The sequence below is a fragment of the Pseudomonas sp. LAMO17WK12:I5 genome, from assembly GCF_900215165.1.
Classification (GTDB): Bacteria; Pseudomonadota; Gammaproteobacteria; order Pseudomonadales; family Pseudomonadaceae; genus Aquipseudomonas; species Aquipseudomonas putida_A.
Window position 1 is genome coordinate 279,184 of the sequence record NZ_OBDS01000009.1, and the last position, 19,440, is coordinate 298,623.

The window sequence follows — 19,440 nt, forward strand, 5'->3', positions numbered from 1 at the left end:
TTATGTGGTGAGGAGATTTATCCCCGATGGACAGCGCAGCTGTCCCAGATCGACTCACGCGGTCAGTCAGAAAACTGCGTTGGGGGTTTGCGGCTGCTGCGCAGCCGATCGGGGATAAATCCCCTCGCCACAGGTAATGTCTTCCACCGGCAATGACTTGCCACATGTCCACTCACCAGCCAATCAGGCCGAGCAACACGGTATACTCCCGCTCTTTTTTCCGGAGCGACGTCATGTCCCTGCCTAGCCTGCGCCTCAAAGCCAACGCCGACCGTCGCCTGCGCAACGGCCACTTGTGGGTCTACAGCAACGAAATCGATGTGGCCGCCACGCCACTGCACGGCTTCAAGGCCGGCGATCAGGCGATCCTCGAAGCCGCGGGCGGCAAGCCGCTGGGCATCGTCGCGATGAGCCCGAACAACCTGATCTGCGCGCGCCTGCTGTCGCGTGACATCAAGCTGGCGCTGGACAAGTCGCTGCTGGTGCACCGCCTGAACGTGGCCCTGTCGCTGCGCGAGCGTCTGTTCGACAAACCGTTCTACCGCCTGGTCTATGGCGACTCCGACCTGCTGCCGGGTCTGGTGGTCGACCGTTTCGGCGACATCCTCGTGGTGCAGATCGCCTCGGCGACCATGGAAGCGCATAAAGATGACGTGATCGCTGCACTGACCCAAGTGCTCAAGCCAAGCGGCATCCTGTTCAAGAACGATTCTGCCGCCCGTGATGCCGAAGGCCTCAACCGTTACGTCGAAACCGTGTTCGGCCTGGTGCCGGAATGGGTCGCACTGGAAGAGAACGGCGTGAAGTTCGAAGCGCCGGTCATTGGTGGCCAGAAAACCGGCTGGTTCTACGACCACCGCATGAACCGCGCCCGCCTCGCCCCCTACGCCAAAGGCAAACGCGTCCTCGACCTCTATAGCTACATCGGTGGCTGGGGCGTGCAGGCTGCGGCGTTCGGTGCCAGCGAAGTGTTCTGCGTCGACGCGTCGGGCTTCGCCCTCGACGGCGTCGAGCGTAACGCCGCGCTGAACGGCTTCGCCGACAAGATGACCTGCATCGAAGGCGACGTCTTCGAAGCGTTGAAGGAACTCAAGGCCAGCGAAGAACGTTTCGACGTGATCGTTGCCGACCCGCCAGCGTTCATCAAGCGCAAGAAAGACATGAAGAACGGTGAAGGCGCGTACCGCCGCTTGAACGAGCAAGCCATGCGCCTGCTGACCAAGGACGGCATTCTGGTCAGCGCTTCGTGCTCCATGCACCTGCCGGAAGACGATCTGCAGAACATCCTGCTGACCAGCGCCCGTCACCTGGACCGCAACATCCAGATGCTCGAGCGCGGCGGTCAGGGCCCGGACCACCCGGTACACCCGGCCATCGCCGAGACTCGCTACATCAAGAGCATCACCTGCCGCCTGCTGCCAAACAGCTGATCGGCCCATAAAACGGGGAGCCTGCGGGCTTCCCGTTGGCTTTACGGCGATGCAATGTCGTCGAATTTCTTCCTCTTTCCTACAACTAACTTCCTACATGCATGCAGGACATTTCCCTGCGCATTACATTTCAACATCTAATACTTACAAGTTTGCCCTTGCAGCACGCCCACTCCGACAAAATTAATAGAAATTTCCTACCCAAGTATCGCTTGCCAATAATTCATTACAACCTATTATTAAGTTGTCACCACGACGGTGACATTCACTCTCAATGAACAAGGAGTTCATACTTATGAAAGCAATTACTCTGGAAACCAACCAAATCGCAAACCTGGCCTTCCTGGTTGCGCCTAAAGCCCGCTAAGTGAGCCAGAACGCTGAGGAGTGCCGGCACCCCAGCGTTCTTCCGACCCGTTCCAGAGCGATGAACACAACATGCATATCAATCCCTATTTATTCATATTGCCGCGCACGCCCGGACAAATAGTCTGGAACTATAAAGACCACACCCAACATGAACTTGACCTGACTTACTCTTGTCGACTTGCACAACTTATCAACAACCCGGAACAGTTCGACAGACGCAACATCATAGACTCACAACTTCTGAACGCGGGCATATTAACCGTTGCAAAAATAGACACTCCGCCATGGGGCTGGGATGAATTGTCGAAGATTTATCATATTGGCACCCAGAACATTCCCTGCGAACAGATACCCCAGAATATTCACGAGTGGTCCAGGCAATACCTGAACCATTGCAACGCGGTGCTGACTACACCGGCCCCCGCACTAGATCGGTCGACACCTCAAGACGAACCTCGAATCGCCCTGCCCGCCTCCGCGGCCCTGACCGTTGCCAGCTTGGGCAATGTCCTGCGCCTGAGAAAAACCTGCCGCTCCTTTACTGGCGCAGCGATCACCCTCAATGACGTCGGTACACTGCTGTACCTCTCGCTGGGCTTTCTTCGCCATCGCGACAATGACCGCGACGAGAGCATCGCCGAAGGCCTCGGCGCCCGTCGCAGCAGTCCTTCAGGTGGCGGGTTGAATGCCTGTGAAGGATTTCTTCTGGCACGCAATATCGAGGGCCTGGAACCGGGCATTTACGCCTATCACCCTGCAGAACATGCACTCAGCCGGGTCAATCCATTGCCCGAACCCGCGCTCGGCCATTTGCTGGCGGGTCAGCACTTCATCAATAACCTGCCGCTGGGCCTGTTCATCACCGCTCGTTTCGACAAGCTCTGGTGGAAGTATGAACACTCACGCGCCTATCGCATGGCGTTTGTCGAGGCGGGTCATCTGTCGCAAACCTTTCAACTGGTGGCCACAGCGCTGGGCCTGGGAACGTGGCTGACCGGGGCATTCGCCGACCGCCAGGTCGAAGCCCTGCTCAAACTCGAAGGCAGCGCTGAACAACCGTTGTTCTTTGTCGGCTGCGGCGCCAGCGACGGTCAGGCGATGTGTCAAGAAATGCGCGACCTGTTGCAGGAGACGCGCAAATGAGCACATCAACCGTGGATCAGCCCGAAGCGCCAGAGTCCTGGGCACTTCGATTCACCCTCGGCGACTGGAACAACCACGCTTCGGTACGCACCAGCCGGCACGACTACCAGTTGCCGGCAGACCTGCAGTTGCAACTGCAAACCCGCTTCTGGTTTCCGCCGGCATTCCTGCCGTATCTGTCCCACCCGGCGATCGAAGCCGCAGGCAGCAAGGTCATGCATCGGCTGGCTGCCAACCACCTGGTGCACTTTCTCGACTACACCACGCTGCTGGAACACCGCATCGTCAACCGCGCCGTGGAAACCATCGTCCACGGTGAGTTGCCCGCGCACATTCCGTCAAGGATGAAAACCGCCGCGCTGCAGCTCTATACCGACGAGGGTTATCACGCATTGTTCTCCCATCATCTGGCCGAACAGATCGCCGAACTGCATGGTTTCACCGGTCGTCCACAGATGCCGCTGCGTATCACCCGCCTGACCGGTCAGATCGCCCGAACGCCGGAGAGCAAACGCCCGCTGGCATGGTTTCTGCTCGGCTTCGTCTCCGAAACCATCATTGCCCGGGAGTTGCTGGATGTGTGTCGGGAAACGCTGGTCAGCAGCGTGAACGACATGCTGCGCGACCACCTCGCTGATGAAGCGCGCCACAGTCGTTTTTTTTCCGAGGTCTTTCACTACCTCTGGTTGACCCTGAACAGCCGCCAGCGCGCCTTTGCGGCGAGAACCTTGCTGGAGACCCTGGCGACCTTCTTCGAAGTCGACGAGCAATGGCTGCACCAAAGCCTGCGCCGCGCCGGCATTGGCGAAGGTGCGATCAAGGAAATCCTCGACAGCCTGACCAACGTACAGGCCAGCCGCCAGCGTGCCCGATCCGGAGCCACGGCTACGCTTGCTGCACTCGAAAAAGCCGGATTCTTCGCGCTACCCAACAACCGCAAACTTTTCGCCAAGGCAGGACTGATCGATGCTTGAAGGAAGAACGGTGGTAACGACCCGACAACGACGCGGGGCGATCAGCCTGCTTTTGGCCATGGTGCTGCTGGGGGTGTTTCCGCTGGACGTCCTGCTGCCGTCGTTCCCGGCGCTGGCTGAACACTTCGCCAGCACCCCGACTGACATCGCCCTGTCGATCAGCCTGTTCGCGGTGGGTATTGCCTTTGCCCAACTGTTGATCGGGCCGTTGTCCGACGTCATCGGGCGCAAGGGGTTACTGCTCGCCGGCATGGCTGTCTCGATCCTCGGCGCCATCGGCTGCGTAATGACCAGCGACTACACATTGTTCATGACTTTTCGCATCGTGCAGGCCATCGGTTGTGGCTGTTTCGTCCTGTCACAGGCGCTGGTGCAGGATCTGTTCGAGGGCGCAGAGCGCGATCGCCTGCGGATCCTGATGGTGACCGCCACCGGGATCTTCATCTCCATATCACCGCTGGCCGGAACCTTTCTGCAGGCGACCCTGGGCTGGCGTGGCAGCTTCTGGCTGTTCATCGCACTGGCGGCGGTGGTGCTGCTCAAGGCCTGGCTGTTTCTGGACGGCGGTCGGCCAGCCGCCAAAGGCACACCGCTCAACTTTCTCAGCGCCTACCGGCGAGTGCTGGGGGATTTCGAGTTCGTCGGCTACTGGCTGATTTCGGCTTTCGCATTCGCCTGCCACTTCTCGTTCATCGTCATTTCGCCGTTGATCTTCATGGATCAGTTGCAGCTCTCAGCCTATGACTTCTCACTGATCCTGCTGATCTACGGTGCGGCGTATGTGACCGGCGGGATTGCCGCCACGCTGTTGAGCCGGCGCATCAGCTCTGCGCAACAGATCGTGGCCGGGTTGGGCCTGATTCTGCTGGCAGGGCTGGTGATGCTATTACTGTCGCAGTACTTCGCACTCTCGCCCGTCACGGTATTGATCCCGATGCTGATCTGCACCGCCGGCACCACCATTGCACGCCCGGCCGCCACCTCACGCGCCATGGGCCTGTTCCCGGAGAACGCCGGTACTTCGGCCTCGGCCGGTAGCACGATCATCTTCATTTGCGGCGGGTTGATCAGTGCGCTGATCAGCCTGAGTCCAGGCAACCTGCAGGCCACCCTCGGCTACTGTTTTGTCCTGCTCAGTTGCATCGCGCTGGCGCTGAACAAGCGGATCAGCCATCGCGCCAGCATTATCGAGAACGGCGCGGTCACGCCCTTCGGCAGCGATTGAGCCTGCCGGTCGTCATGCCATACGCACCGTCGGCACTGGAACAACACTTTGCGCCATTCCCTCCAGACGCCAGCGGTGTAGAATCGGCTGATTCATCGCCATTCATCCCCCGGCGGGTTTATGAGCTCAGGCTGAGGCAAGCGGCGATCCCGCAAAGTCATCGGCAACATCCAGGACACACGGCCATTTCTGAGTGTTCCAGACGTCAATAGAAGCTCACTCCCTTTTGATACCTGATTAGCCGCCCGGAGTGCTCCATGCCAGATTACCGCTCGAAAACATCCACCCACGGCCGCAACATGGCCGGCGCCCGCGCATTGTGGCGCGCCACCGGGATGAAAGATGACGACTTCAAGAAGCCGATCATCGCCATTGCCAACTCCTTCACCCAGTTCGTGCCGGGCCACGTGCACCTCAAAGACCTCGGTCAACTGGTTGCCCGGGAAATCGAACGCGCCGGTGGCGTAGCGAAAGAATTCAACACCATCGCCGTGGATGACGGCATCGCCATGGGGCACGACGGCATGCTCTATTCGCTGCCGAGCCGCGAGATCATCGCCGACTCTGTCGAATACATGGTCAACGCCCACTGTGCCGACGCCATCGTCTGCATCTCCAACTGCGACAAGATCACCCCGGGCATGTTGATGGCCGCTTTGCGCCTGAACATTCCGGTGATCTTCGTTTCCGGCGGCCCGATGGAAGCCGGCAAGACCAAACTCGCTTCCCACGGCCTCGACCTCGTCGACGCCATGGTGATCGCCGCCGACTCCAGCGCTTCTGACGAGAAGGTTGCCGAGTACGAGCGCAGCGCCTGCCCGACCTGCGGTTCGTGCTCCGGCATGTTCACCGCCAACTCGATGAACTGCCTGACTGAAGCCCTGGGCCTGGCACTGCCGGGCAACGGTTCGACCCTCGCGACCCACAGCGACCGCGAGCAGCTGTTCCTGCAGGCCGGCCGCACCATCGTCGAGCTGTGCAAGCGCTACTACGGCGAAAACGACGAGTCCGTGCTGCCGCGCAACATCGCCAACTTCAAGGCGTTCGAGAACGCGATGATGCTCGACATCGCCATGGGCGGTTCGACCAACACCATCCTGCACCTGCTGGCTGCCGCCCAGGAAGCCGAGATCGATTTCGACCTGCGCGACATCGACCGTCTCTCGCGCAGCGTGCCGCAACTGTGCAAGGTCGCGCCGAACATCCAGAAGTACCACATGGAAGACGTGCACCGCGCTGGCGGCATCTTCAGCATTCTCGGTTCGCTGGCCCGTGGCGGCCTGCTGCACACCGACCTGCCGACCGTGCACAGCCGCAGCATGGAAGAAGCCATCGCCAAGTGGGACATCACCCAGACCGACGATGAAGCCGTGCACCACTTCTTCAAGGCCGGCCCGGCGGGCATCCCGACCCAGACCGCGTTCAGCCAGTCGACCCGTTGGGAAACCCTCGATGACGACCGTGAAAACGGCTGTATCCGCAGCTTCGAACACGCCTATTCGAAAGAAGGCGGCCTGGCCGTGCTGTACGGCAACATCGCTCTCGACGGTTGCGTGGTGAAAACCGCCGGCGTCGACGAGTCGATCCACGTCTTCGAAGGCAACGCGAAGATCTTCGAAAGCCAGGACAGCGCGGTGCGCGGCATCCTCGCCGACGAAGTGAAGGAAGGCGACATCGTCATCATTCGCTACGAAGGCCCGAAAGGCGGCCCGGGCATGCAGGAAATGCTCTACCCGACCTCGTACCTGAAGTCCAAAGGTCTGGGCAAAGCCTGTGCGTTGCTCACCGACGGTCGTTTCTCTGGCGGTACTTCCGGCCTGTCGATCGGCCACGCTTCGCCAGAGGCTGCGGCCGGTGGCGCGATCGGTCTGGTGCAGGACGGCGACAAAGTGCTGATCGACATCCCGAACCGCTCGATCAACCTGTTGGTCAGCGATGAAGAACTGGCTGCGCGCCGGGTCGAACAGGACAAGAAAGGCTGGAAACCGGTCGAGCAGCGTCCACGCAAAGTGACCACTGCCTTGAAGGCCTACGCCCTGCTAGCGACCAGCGCCGACAAGGGTGCGGTGCGTAACAAGGCGATGCTCGACGGGCTGTAAGCGTCAATCGCAAAAACAAAAATGCCCTGCCAAAGTGCGGGGCATTTTTTTGCCTGATCCAAAAACAATGAAGATCAAAACTGTGGGAGCGGGCTTGCTCGCGAAAGCGGTCTACCGGTCAAAAAATCTCCCGCCTGACACTCCCTCTTCGCGAGCAAGCCCGCTCCCACAGGGGGCTGTCAGTGCATCCAGAATCTGCGCTCCCACAAGGATTGTGGGCTTACTGGATTTCCTCGGGTTTAACGATCACCCAGTTTTTGTCCGCCGTCACCGGCAACCCTTCCTTGGCCTGCGCCGCCGCATGCTTGGCCATCATGCCGTTCAACTGAGTCATGTATTTGTCCTTGCGGTTGACCCACAAGTGAATGCCGCCCTTGGCTACATCCACATCGTGGAACAGCATGTAGCCGTCGCTGCTCGGTGTGTCGCCGCCCACCAGCACCGGTTTTTTCCACTCGTCGATATAGGTCAGAATCGCCGCGTGTTTGCCGGCCATCCAGGTTGCCGGGGTCCACAGGTACGGGGTCAGTTCGAGGCCGAGGTTGGCCTTCTCGTCATACTTGCCGGCGGTGATCTGCTTGCGCGCAGTAGTCAGCTCGCCAGTTTCGCGGTTTTTCAGCAACGTGGTCACGCCGATCACGTTCTGCGGTTTGACGTTGTAACCGTACTTCGGATCGGCCGCGACCATGCGCACCAGTTCTTCGGAGGCGGCGGTCATCACGTAAACCTCGATGCCGTTCTCCATCAGCTTGTTGTACAGCTCGGCCTGGCCGGTGAAGACTTTCGGCGGCTGCACATCGATGTTCTTCACTACGTCGCCTTCGTAGTAAGTGGCCGGCACCGGTTTGCCCGACGCCATCAGCTCATCGACGTAGCCCTTGAGTTCCTTGAGAGTGAAGCCGGAGAACACCTGCGCTACCCACGGGTAGCAGACCATGTCGTCGACTTCGCACAGGCGATAGTAGTAACTGAACAGGCTTTCCTTATGGTCAGCGGTGTCCTTGAACGGCATCAGTTTCAGGGAGGGATCGAGCTTGTCGCGGGTGATCAGGCCCTTGTTTTCCATGAACGGCAGCAAAGACTCTTCAAGGTCGTATCGGTAGCTGGTGTTGTCCATGTCGAACACCGCGTAGTTACCCTTGTTGGCGTTGGCCGCGATCATCGCGTCGAGTGCCTTGGCCTGATCCGCCGGCCAGTGCTTCAGGTCGGTGGCGAATGCGTGAGCGGCCAAGCCCAATCCAAGAACCACAGCGAGCATTTTCGGTGCGAACTTCATCGGCGTTTTCTCCCTGACTGAAAGACATCGACGCTAACAAATAAGTGTGACAGTCCTCGTCTGTCAGCGACCGCTTACGTCTCCTCAACGCCAGTTGCATTGCCGAGAGCGACAAGCGCTTATTCCAAAAACGACGGACAACCTGCGATTTCGGTATTAATTCATTGGAAATCAAACTGTTAGGCTTGCCGGTTCGCAGTTGCCCCCGAAGGCGACTGGCACAAGTCTTATCGGAGTCTTCATGAATCTGCCGCTGATCCTCAATCTGCTGGTGTTCCTCGCCCTGCTCTTCGGTCTGGCGCAAACCCGCCACACGACGTGGAGCCTGGCGAAAAAAGTCCTGCTCGCGCTGGTGCTCGGCGTAGCCTTCGGTGTTGCCCTGCACACTGTTTACGGTGCCGGCAACCCGGTACTGAAAGCCTCGATTGGCTGGTTCGATCTGGTCGGCAACGGCTACGTGCAGCTGCTGCAAATGATCGTGATCCCGCTGGTGTTCGCCTCGATCCTCAGCGCGGTTGCGCGTCTGCACAACGCCTCGTCGCTGGGCAAGATCAGTTTCCTGACCATCGGCACCCTGCTGTTCACCACCGCGATTGCGGCGCTGATCGGTATCGGCCTGACCAACCTGTTCGGCCTCACCGCCGAAGGCCTGGTCGCCGGCACGCAGGAAATGGCCCGCCTGCAAACCATCCAGACCGACTATGCCGGTAAGGTTGCCGACCTGAATGTGCCGCAGTTGCTGCTGTCGTTCATTCCGCAGAACCCGTTCGCCGACCTGGCCCGCGCCAAGCCGACCTCGATCATCAGCGTGGTGATCTTCGCTGCTTTCCTCGGGGTCGCGGCGCTGCAACTGCTCAAGGATGATGCCGAGAAAGGTCAGAAAGTGATCAACGCCATCGACACCCTGCAAGCCTGGGTGATGCGTCTGGTGCGTCTGGTGATGAAGCTGACCCCGTACGGCGTGCTGGCGCTGATGACCAAAGTGGTCGCCGGTTCCAACCTGCAGGACATCATCAAGCTCGGCAGTTTCGTCGTGGTCTCGTACCTCGGCCTGGGCCTGATGTTCGTGGTGCATGGCCTGCTGGTGTCGGCGGCCGGGATCAATCCGCTGCGGTTCTTCCGCAAGATCTGGCCGGTGCTGACGTTCGCGTTCACCAGCCGTTCCAGCGCGGCGAGCATTCCGCTGAGCATCGAAGCGCAGACCCGTCGTCTGGGCATTCCGCAGTCGATCGCCAGTTTCGCCGCCTCGTTCGGTGCGACCATCGGCCAGAACGGTTGCGCCGGTCTGTACCCGGCGATGTTGGCGGTGATGGTTGCGCCAACGGTCGGCATCAACCCGCTGGATCCGCTGTGGATCGCGACACTGGTGGCGATTGTCACTCTGAGCTCGGCCGGTGTGGCCGGGGTCGGTGGCGGCGCGACGTTCGCGGCACTGATCGTGCTGCCGGCGATGGGTTTGCCGGTGTCACTGGTTGCGCTGCTGATTTCGGTTGAGCCGCTGATCGACATGGGTCGTACGGCGTTGAACGTGAGTGGTTCGATCACTGCCGGTGCGATTACCAGCCAAGTAATGCAGCAGACCGATAAAGCACTGCTGGATGCGGATGAGCATGCGGAGCTGGCTCAGGCCTGACAGCAACACGGTCTTGTGGCGAGGGATTTATCCCCGATGGCTGCGTAGCAGCCCCAAAGCACGGGGTCGCTGCGCGACCCATCGGGGATAAATCCCCTCACCACAATTCAAGCCTTTTCCCAGACTTCGAAGTTGTACGCGGGCTTATCGCCCTCAGCCGGATTCGACACGTTCGACACCAGCTTCCACTGGTTCAGATCGAACTCCGGAAACCACGCATCGCCTTCCGGGCTCAGCGCCACTCGGGTCAGATACAGACGATCGGCCTGCGCCAGCCCTTGCGCATACAACTGCGCGCCGCCAATCAGCATCAACTCATCGACACCCTGCGCTTTCGCCCATTCCTCGGCGCGAACCACCGCGGCTTCCAGCGACGGATACACCTCCGCCCCTTCCAGCAGCAGATCCGGCTGACGGCTGACCACGATGTTCAAGCGGCCCGGCAGCGGACGGCCGAGGGAGTCCCAGGTCTTACGGCCCATGATGATCGGCTTGCCGAGGGTCGTGGCCTTGAAGTATTTGAAGTCCCCCGGCAGGTGCCAGGGCATGCTGTTGTCGACGCCGATCACGCGGTTTTCACCGAGGGCTGCGATCAGGCTGAGGGGGAGTGATTTAGTCATGCCGGCGAGGATACCAGAGCCTCGCTTGACCCGATAAGCGCCACAGCGGTTATGCTCACTGCTCAATCGAGCAACGGAATGGCGCGTGACTGAACTGACTCCACTGCAAAACCTCTGGCTGACTGAAACCATCCGCCTGCGCGAAGAACACGCAGGCCCCCTGGAAGATCTGGAAGCCAATCGTCTGGCCCGCGCGGCCGGCGGCGATCTGCCGGGCCGTATTCAGCGCCGCGCCGTGTGGCTGGCCGAGCGCGACGGGCTGAGCGCAGCACTCAGGCACTGGCTGCAAGGCGCGCGTCTGGCGCTGGTGCTGTTGGTGATTTTCGCGCTGCTGAGCGGCGCCGGTCTGGCCTTCGCCGCGCTGAGCCAGTCACCGGTGAATGTGTTCTGGGCCTTGGGCAGCCTGCTCGGGTTGAACCTGATTCTGCTACTGAGCTGGGCACTGGGGCTGATCTTTGCCGGAGAACACGGCGCCACCCTCGGCCGCTTGTGGCTGTGGCTCAGCGAAAAATTCGCCCGCGACGCCAAAGCCGCGCAACTCGCGCCGGCCCTGCTGCTGATGCTGCAACGCAAAAAACTCAATCGCTGGGCGCTCGGCACATTGGTCAACGGTCTGTGGTTGCTGGCGATGCTCAGCGCCCTGCTGTTGCTGCTGACACTGATGGCGACCCGGCGCTACGGCTTCGTCTGGGAAACCACGATTCTCGGCGCCGACACCTTCATCAACCTGACCCAAGCCCTCGGCGCGCTGCCGGCGCTGCTCGGCTTCAACGTGCCGACCGTAGAAATGATCCGCGCCAGCGGCGGCGCAGCGCTGGATATCGAAAGCGCGCGACAGGCCTGGGCAACCTGGCTGGTCGGCGTGCTGGTGGTCTACGGCGTACTGCCGCGTCTGCTGCTGGCGCTGTTGTGTTTCTGGCGCTGGAGTCGCGGCAAAGCCGCGCTGACGCTGGACCTGAACCTGCCCGGTTACGCCCAGTTGCGTGAACGGCTGATGCCGACCAGCGAACGCCTCGGCATCAACGACGCCGCGCCTGCGCAGTTGCATCGGGTCGAAAGCAGCGTCAGCGAACAGACCAGCGAGGGTGCTTTGCTGGTCGCCATCGAACTCGACGATCAGCGCCCGTGGCCACCGGCCCTGCCGAAAACCGTGAGCAACGCCGGAATCCTCGACAGCCGCGAATCACGGCACAAACTGCTCGAACAGCTCAGCCGTTTCCCTCCGGCGCGCCTGCTGATCGCCTGCGACCCGCGACGCTCGCCGGATCGCGGCAGCCTCGCGCTGATCGCCGAACTGGCGCGCAACGCCAACGCCACCCGGGTCTGGCTGCTGCAAGCACCGCCCGGCGAAGCGCTGGACAGTGCCCGTCTCGGCGACTGGCACGTTGCGCTGCAACAACTGGAGTTGCCGTTCGCCGATTGCGCGCCGATGAACTGGCTGGAGAGCGGTCATGACTGATGCCCGGAAAGCGCCGCTGAAACTCGCGGTGGTCGGCCACACCAACGTCGGCAAGACTTCGCTGCTGCGCACCCTGACCCGCGACGTCGGCTTCGGCGAAGTCTCGCACCGGCCGAGCACCACTCGACATGTCGAGGGTGCGCGGTTGTCGGTGGACGGCGAGCCGTTGCTCGATCTCTACGACACGCCGGGGCTGGAAGACGCCATCGCCCTGCTGGATTTCCTTGAGCGTCTGGAGCGCCCCGGCGAACGTCTCGACGGCCCGGCGCGACTGGCGCGGTTTCTCGACGGCAGCGAAGCACGTCAGCGTTTCGAACAGGAGGCGAAAGTCCTGCGACAGCTACTCGCGTCCGACGCCGGTCTGTATGTGATCGACGCCCGCGAACCGGTGCTGGCCAAGTACCGCGACGAACTCGAAGTACTCGCCAGTTGCGGCAAACCACTGCTGCCGGTGCTGAATTTCGTCAGCAGCGCCAACCATCGCGAGCCGGACTGGCGCGAAGCGTTGGCGCGGCTCGGCCTGCATGCACTGGTGCGGTTCGACAGCGTTGCGCCGCCGGAAGATGGCGAGCGGCGCCTGTACGAAAGCCTTGCGCTGCTGCTGGAAAACGCCCGTCCGCAACTGGAGCGCTTGATCGCCGATCAACAGGCCCAGCGCCTCGCCCGCCAACAAAGTGCGGCGCGTTTGATCGCCGAATTGCTGATCGACTGCGCCGCCTGCCGACGCAGCGTGGTCAGCGAGGCCGAGCAGGAACAGCAAGCGATCAGCGAACTGCGCAAAGCCGTGCGCCAGCGTGAACAGAAATGCGTCGAAGCGTTGCTCAAGCTCTATGCGTTTCGCCCGCAGGACGCGGCGGCCAGTGACTTGCCGCTGCTGGATGGGCGTTGGGGCGATGATCTGTTCAACCCGGAAACCCTGAAGCAACTCGGCGTGCGGGTGGGCGGCGGGATTGCGGCCGGTGCCGCTGCCGGGGCTGGCGTGGATTTGCTGGTCGGCGGGATTACCCTCGGTGCGGCGGCTTTGGCCGGTGCGATTGCCGGTGGTGCGCTACAAACCGCGCGCAGTTATGGCAGCCGCCTGCTCGGCAAGATCAGGGGCCAGCGGGAGTTGACCGTGGATGACGGGGTGTTGCGGCTGCTGGCGTTGCGTCAGCGCCAACTGTTGCTGGCGCTCGATCAGCGCGGGCATGCGGCGATGGAGGCGGTTCAGGTCGCCACCCCGCAGGACAAGACCTGGCGTGAAGGCAAGTTGCCGGATGCGCTGAGCAAGGCGCGGGCGCATCCGCAGTGGTCTTCGCTCAATCCGCATGCGAAGTTGAATCAGGCGGAGCGGCAGGAGCAGATTGAGTTTCTGGCTGCAGATTTGTAGCGCCTGATCTGGCCTCTTCGCGAGCAGGCTCGCTCCCACATTGGATCGTGGTCAGAACACAAAACCCTGTGGGAGCGAGCCTGCTCGCGAATGGCGCGACTCGGTGACATGGATTACGCAGCCAGCAGCCGCGCCGCTTTCTCCTTCAACACCTGAAGGTCAATCACCGGCACCGCCCTCTCCTTGGCCAGCTCGTCCCACTGGCGCATGCGCAAGCTGACGGCACACAACGGATCCCGCTCAAACACATCCGCCTCAGCCTCGCTCATCACCCCGCCCTGATACTCCAGCGTGCGGCGACTCGCTTCACTCAAGCGCTCGAAATACCCCGGCTCACGCAGCGTCAGATAACGTTTGGCCTGCACGTGATATTCCACCAGCCGGGCCATACGCTCACTAAAACCCGCCTCACGCAAGTAGTCCGCACCCAATCGCTCATGGCTGACCACGCCATAACCGCCCATGCTCTCGGCACCTTCGGCACACAAATGACCGATGTCATGGAAGAACGCTGCCAGCACCACTTCATCATCAAACCCTTCAGCCATCGCCAACTGCGCGGCCTGGGACATGTGCTCGATCTGCGACACCGGCTCGCCGATGTAATCACTAGCACCAAAGCGTTCATACAGCGCAAACACCCGGTCAACGACTTGCGCATGCCCCGCCATCACATTTCCTCCAGCCACTGCGCGACATTGCGCTCGGCCAGTGCCGGGCCGACGCTCATGCCGACGCCGGTGTGCATCAGCGCCACACTCAGCCCCGGTGCCGGGCGCAGCAACGAAAACGGTCCCGGCCCACGGGCACCGTAGACGCCCTGCCAGCGCTCGACCACTTGCACCTTGCAGCCCAGCGTTTGTTCGGCCAGCTCCAGCATCCAGTTGTCGACCTGCTCGGTATTGAACGGCGACGGATCGCTGCCGTAATGGTGCGAGTCGCCGATGATCAGCTCGCCATACGGCGTCGGACTGATCAGCAGGTGAATGCCGTTGTCGTGCAGATGTGGTTGTTCGCGCAGGATCTGCGCCTGCACCGCCGCCGCTTGCGGCAAATCGGCGAAGGCGCCGTAGTGCACGCAGCTCAGACCGGTGAGCAAGGCGTGTTGCAGATTCAGCTCGATCTGCGGTTTGGCGCGGAGCATTTGCAGGCGGCAGATCTGCAGGTCGAGCGCGGCAATCGGCTCGGCCAGCAGGGTCTGATAATCGTGGCCGGAGCAGACGATGATCTGCTTCGCCGTGAAGCTGCCGGCGGTGCTGTGCAGGTACCCCGGCTCGACATCGCGTACCAGCGTCGAGAAGTGAAACTCGACGCCGAGGTCGCGGCGCAGATAGTCGATCAACGCCGGAATCGCTTCAGGCGAGTACAGCTGTTGATCGTCCATGCCGTGCAGCGCCGCGCGGTGGTGGCTGAACTGACCGTGATACAGATCACGCAGGGCGGCGCCACGCAGCAAAGCGACGTTGTACCCGTGCTCCACGGCGCGGCCGTTGCAGAAAGCTTCGAGCAAGTGTTCTTCGGCTTCGCTGCGGGCGAACAGGTACGAGCCGTTGCGCTTGAGCTGCAGACCGGCAAGTTGCGCCCAGTCGCGCCAGATCTCGCGGCTGGCCTTGGCCAGTTCAAGCATCGGCCCCGGTGGCTGACCGGTGACCAGCGCCTGACCAAAGTTGCGCACCGAAGCGCCAAGGGGCGTGGCGGTGCGTTCGAAAACGCTGACCTTGAGGCCGCGTTTGGCGGCAGCGTAGGCGTGGGACAGGCCGAGGATGCCGGCGCCGACGATCAGCAGGTCTTTGTGTTGAGTCATGGAGATTTTCCCTGAATGGGAGACCGCCTTCGCGAGCAAGCCCGCTCCCACAGTTTGATCGCATTCCTTTCGGTGGAACTCGGTCGAATGTGGGAGCGGGCTTGCTCGCGAAGAGGCCCTGTCAGTCGATAAAGATCTTACTTGGCGACAACTTTCTCGGACTTGCCGTCATAGCGCTTGCGCCATTCGGTCAGGATCTCGTCGCGGTTCTTCGAGGCCCAGGCAAAGTCATTCTTGATCAGGCGCTGCTCGTAGTCGGCCGGCAGTTCGGTCTGTGGCTTGGCGATACCCGGCTGCGCAAGAACTGCAAAGTTCTCCTTGTACAGATCCATCGCCTCGGCGCTGGCGGAGAAGTCCGCGAGTTTCTTCGCTGCTTCTTCATGCGGCGTGCCTTTGATCACGGCCGTCGCTTCGATCTCCCAGCCCAGGCCTTCCTTCGGCAGAATAATGTCCAGCGGCGCGCCCTGGCGCTTCAGCTGTACGGCTGGATACTCAAAGGAAATGCCGATCGGAAATTCGCCTGCCGCCGCCAATTTGCAAGGCTTGGAACCGGAGTGAACGTACTGGCCGATGTTCTGGTGCAGACCGTCCATGTAGGCCCAGCCCTGTTTCTCACCGAAGGTTTGCAGCCATGCGCTGACGTCGAGGAAACCGGTGCCGGAGGACGCCGGGTTCGGCATGACGATCTTGCCCTTGTACTCAGGCTTGGTCAGATCCTGCCAGCTCACCGGTTTGCTCAAGCCCTGCTTCTCGGCTTCCACGGTGTTGAAGCAAATAGTCGCGGCCCACACGTCCATGCCGACCCAGGCTGGCGGGTTGGCAGCATCGCGGTAGTTCGCGCCGATCTTGCCCAGATCCTTCGGTGCGTAGCTTTGCAGCATGCCCTGCTGATCAAGGATCGCCAGGCTCGAAGCGGCCAGGCCCCACACCGCGTCAGCCTGCGGACGGGCCTTTTCGGCCAGCAGTTTGGCGGTGATGATCCCGGTGGAATCACGCACCCACTTGATCTCGACGTCCGGGTTGACCTTCTCGAACGCGGCTTTGTAAGCGGTCAGTTGCTCGGCTTCGAGGGCGGTATACACCGTCAACTCGGTTTTTGCCGCGAAGGCATTCAGGCTGAAAGTAGCGAGCACAGCAGCGGCCAGAGCCATAGGCTTGAACATGATCGTTTTCCTGTCGGTGAGTTGAGGCTGTAGGGATAAGTCGTCAATCAGTGACCGGGCGCGGTTTGCCGCCAGGCCTGGGAACGGCGCAGCAAGCCGCGCGAAGTCCACGCCAGCAGCAAGGACACGCCTGCCGAGGTGAACAGAATCAGGGTCGACATCGCCGCCGCACCGCCGACGTTGCCGGCGTCATCCATGTTCAGCACCGCGACCGCCGCGAGGATGGTGTCGGGGCTGTAGAGGAAGATCGCCGCCGACACCGTGGTCATCGCCGAGACAAACAGGTAGCGCACGATGTCCAGCAGCGCCGGCAGGCAGATCGGCACGGTGACGCGCAGGTAGTGGCGGTACAGCGGGGCCTTGAGCGACAGCGCGGCGGCCTCGAACTCGGCGTCGAGCTGGCGCAGCGCGGTGGTTGCGGTCATTTGTGCGGTGGTCAAATAGTGAGCAATGGTGCAGACGATCAGCAGGGTCATCGTGCTGTACAGCACGTGCAGCGGGTTGCCGCTGAGGTTGAAGAAGAAGACGTAACCCAGACCGAGCACCAGCCCCGGCACTGCCATCGGCACGAAACTGAGCATGCGCAACGTCAGGTTGAGGCCGCGTTGGCTGCGGGTTTTCTCCATCAGGTAAGCGCCAGTGAAGATCAGCACGCTGCCGATCAGCGCCGTGCCCAGCGCCATCTTCAAGCTGTTGCTGTACGCCAGCCAGCCACCGCCGGCGGTCTCGTTGAACTGGTAGTGATTGAGCGACAGCGACAGGTTGTACGGCCAGAACTTCACCAGCGACGAAAACACTGCCATGCCGAACACCAGCAGCAGCGCCGCGCTGATCAACAAAACAATCGCCAGATAGCAGCCATCACGCAATTTCGACGGCGCCGGTTTGAACACCTGGGCGCGGCCGCTCATGGAATCACCGTGACGCCGACGCAACCAGGCATCGACGCCGAAGCTGAACAGCGCCGGCAGCAACAGCACCATGCCGATCAACGCCCCGCGTCCGAATTGTTGCTGACCGACCACGGCTTTGTAGGCTTCCAGTGCCAGCACTTGATAGTCGCCACCGACCACCACCGGCACGCCGAAATCGGTGATGGTCAGGGTGAACACCAGACAGAACGCGGCGAACACTGCCTGCCGGGTCGCCGGCCAGGTGATGCTGCGAAAGGCTTTCGCCGGACTGGCGCCCATGCTCGACGCCGCATCAAACAGCCGCGCATCGGCCAGCGACAGCGCCGACAACAAAATCATCAACGCATGGGGAAAGGTGTAGATCACCTCACCCAGCACAATGCCCCAGAAGCCGTAGATGTTGTCCGAAAGTAATCCACGCAGCATGCCCTGGTTACCGAACAGATAGACCAGTGCAATCCCCGGCAGCATCGACGGCGCCATCAATGGCAGCAGGGAAATCCCGCGCCAAATGCCCTTGGCCGGAATCAGTGTGCGTTGCAGGGCGTAGGCAAACAGGTAGGCCAGCGGTACGACGATGGCCGCGACGCTGAGGGAAACTTTCAGGCTGTTGCCGAGCAGCCAGTGGAAATTCGCGCTGCTCACCAACTCCTTAGCGGCGAGCCAGCCACCGCCCTGCCCGGCCTCACTGCTGAAGCCACGCCAGAAGATCGCCAGCAACGGCAGCAGCACGGCGATACCGAGCAGCAACAGCAGCAGGAGTTTGCCGCCGAGGACGAAGATCCGGTCACCGACCTCGGCCCCGGACACTCGCCGCGCTTGCTTGTGCGGTAGCGGCAGTGCGATGTTCGCGCTCATCAGGCAAACACCTGCAGGCTGCGCGGTGGCAAGGCGACCATGATCTGCTGGGCGCCAAGGCGTGGCATGGCTTCCGGCGCCAGTTCAGCAAGCAGCGCGTGGCCCGGCAATTGGTCGAGTTCGAAGCTCATGCGGCAGCGATTGCCGAGAAAGGTGATCTCACGGACTTTCGCCGGAAACAGGTTTTCTTCGTGCACCAACGGATTGACGCTGATTGCTTCCGGACGGCAGAACAGTCGGCCCGAGGCGCCGCTGACGCTACCATCGGCCAGACGCACATCCATCCCGCCAACCCGGGCGTGACTGGCGCTGCTGCGCTGGAACGGCAGCCAGTTGCCCTGCCCGACAAACTCGGCGACAAACGGCGTGGCCGGGCGGTTGTAGATTTCCTGCGGGGTGGCGTACTGCTCGACCCGGCCGTTGTTCATCACGGCGATGCGGTCGGCCATCAGCATGGCTTCGTCCTGATTGTGGGTGACCATCAGGGTGGTGATGCCGAGGTTGCGCTGCAGTTGGCGCAGTTCGGTGCACAGATGCTCACGTACCCGGGCGTCCAGCGCCGACATCGGTTCATCGAGCAACAGCAGCGACGGCGCCGGGGCCAGGGCACGAGCCAGGGCAACCCGCTGTTGCTGGCCGCCGGACAACTGGCCCGGGTACTTTTTCTCACTGCCGGTGAGGCCGACCAGTTCCAGCATCTGCCCGACGCGGCGACGGACTTCGTCGCGACCGCTGCCGGCGAGGCCGTAGGCAATGTTCGCTTCGACGGTCAGATTGGGGAACAGCGCGTAGGACTGGAACAGAATGCCGTAGTCCCGGGCTTGCGGTGCGAGGTGGGAAACGTCGCGGTCACCGAGGTACAACTCGCCGCTGTCCTGTTTTTCCAGACCGGCGATGCAGCGCAGCAGGGTGGTCTTGCCGCAGCCCGACGGGCCGAGCAGGCACACCAGCTCACCGGCCGCGACATCGAGCGAGACATTGTCCAGTGCGGTGAAGGCGCCGAAGCGCTTCTGCACGCCGCGCACTTTCATCGGCGCACCGGGGTTGGTCAGGGCAGTTGCGATTGCAGGATTCATGGACAGACCTCATCAAGCTGATGGGGCC

15 protein-coding genes are annotated in these 19,440 nt (G+C 61.7%); 8 read left to right on the top strand and 7 right to left on the bottom strand.

All coding sequences use genetic code 11. The annotated features are described in order from the left end of the window. Positions 1-233: 233 nt before the first annotated feature. From CRO59_RS18055 to ilvD, 5 genes are all read left to right on the top strand, one after another. Positions 234-1,430, top strand: coding sequence for a class I SAM-dependent rRNA methyltransferase (locus CRO59_RS18055; RefSeq protein ID WP_047596614.1), 1,197 nt, complete (start codon positions 234-236; stop codon positions 1,428-1,430). Between the two features lie 438 nt (positions 1,431-1,868). Continuing rightward, a complete protein-coding gene (locus tag CRO59_RS18060) occupies positions 1,869-2,942 on the top strand; it encodes a SagB family peptide dehydrogenase (protein WP_097088944.1) in 1,074 nt (357 codons plus the stop codon). After that, a complete protein-coding gene (locus CRO59_RS18065; protein ID WP_097088942.1) occupies positions 2,939-3,916 on the top strand; it encodes a diiron oxygenase in 978 nt (325 codons plus the stop codon). Before CRO59_RS18060 ends, CRO59_RS18065 begins: the two co-directional genes overlap by 4 nt. Beyond that, positions 3,909-5,141, top strand: coding sequence for an MFS transporter (locus CRO59_RS18070; protein ID WP_097088940.1), 1,233 nt, complete (start codon positions 3,909-3,911; stop codon positions 5,139-5,141). Before CRO59_RS18065 ends, CRO59_RS18070 begins: the two co-directional genes overlap by 8 nt. 257 nt (positions 5,142-5,398) lie before the next feature. Continuing rightward, entirely contained in the window at positions 5,399-7,240 is a 1,842-nt protein-coding gene (gene ilvD, locus CRO59_RS18075) for a dihydroxy-acid dehydratase (protein ID WP_086792292.1), read from the top strand. A gap of 220 nt (positions 7,241-7,460) precedes the next feature. On the opposite strand, the gene CRO59_RS18080 is transcribed toward ilvD, so the two are convergent. Then, complete coding sequence (locus CRO59_RS18080) at positions 7,461-8,516, bottom strand: phosphorylcholine phosphatase (protein WP_097088939.1); 1,056 nt, start codon at positions 8,514-8,516, stop codon at positions 7,461-7,463. Between the two features lie 241 nt (positions 8,517-8,757). On the opposite strand from CRO59_RS18080, the gene CRO59_RS18085 reads away from it, so the two are divergent. Beyond that, positions 8,758-10,149, top strand: a complete 1,392-nt coding sequence (locus tag CRO59_RS18085; protein WP_097088937.1) for an L-cystine transporter — start codon at positions 8,758-8,760, stop codon at positions 10,147-10,149. Positions 10,150-10,256: 107 nt separating this feature from the next. Here CRO59_RS18085 and CRO59_RS18090 read toward each other — a convergent pair whose 3' ends face one another. Then, positions 10,257-10,769, bottom strand: a complete 513-nt coding sequence (locus CRO59_RS18090; protein WP_097088936.1) for a dihydrofolate reductase — start codon at positions 10,767-10,769, stop codon at positions 10,257-10,259. Between the two features lie 85 nt (positions 10,770-10,854). Here CRO59_RS18090 and CRO59_RS18095 point away from each other — a divergent pair, with 85 nt between their 5' ends. After that, complete coding sequence (locus tag CRO59_RS18095) at positions 10,855-12,228, top strand: DUF2868 domain-containing protein (protein ID WP_097088934.1); 1,374 nt, start codon at positions 10,855-10,857, stop codon at positions 12,226-12,228. Continuing rightward, positions 12,221-13,597, top strand: a complete 1,377-nt coding sequence (locus CRO59_RS18100) for a GTPase/DUF3482 domain-containing protein (RefSeq protein ID WP_027610546.1) — start codon at positions 12,221-12,223, stop codon at positions 13,595-13,597. The genes CRO59_RS18095 and CRO59_RS18100 overlap by 8 nt, the downstream gene beginning before the upstream one ends. A 113-nt stretch (positions 13,598-13,710) precedes the next feature. Here the strand turns inward: CRO59_RS18100 and CRO59_RS18105 are convergent, their stop codons facing one another. From CRO59_RS18105 to CRO59_RS18125, 5 genes are all read right to left on the bottom strand, one after another. After that, positions 13,711-14,268, bottom strand: coding sequence for a phosphonate degradation HD-domain oxygenase (locus CRO59_RS18105; protein WP_097088932.1), 558 nt, complete (start codon positions 14,266-14,268; stop codon positions 13,711-13,713). After that, positions 14,268-15,401 carry a TIGR03364 family FAD-dependent oxidoreductase gene (locus tag CRO59_RS18110; RefSeq protein WP_097088930.1) on the bottom strand — a complete coding sequence of 378 codons (1,134 nt, stop codon included), beginning with the start codon at positions 15,399-15,401 and terminating at the stop codon, positions 14,268-14,270. Before CRO59_RS18110 ends, CRO59_RS18105 begins: the two co-directional genes overlap by 1 nt. A gap of 137 nt (positions 15,402-15,538) precedes the next feature. Next, complete coding sequence (locus CRO59_RS18115; protein WP_097088928.1) at positions 15,539-16,564, bottom strand: putative 2-aminoethylphosphonate ABC transporter substrate-binding protein; 1,026 nt, start codon at positions 16,562-16,564, stop codon at positions 15,539-15,541. Between the two features lie 47 nt (positions 16,565-16,611). After that, on the bottom strand, positions 16,612-18,336 hold the full coding sequence (locus CRO59_RS18120; protein ID WP_097088926.1) for a putative 2-aminoethylphosphonate ABC transporter permease subunit: 1,725 nt from the start codon (positions 18,334-18,336) through the stop codon (positions 16,612-16,614). Beyond that, complete coding sequence (locus CRO59_RS18125; protein WP_003229183.1) at positions 18,336-19,412, bottom strand: putative 2-aminoethylphosphonate ABC transporter ATP-binding protein; 1,077 nt, start codon at positions 19,410-19,412, stop codon at positions 18,336-18,338. Before CRO59_RS18125 ends, CRO59_RS18120 begins: the two co-directional genes overlap by 1 nt. Positions 19,413-19,440: the final 28 nt, after the last annotated feature.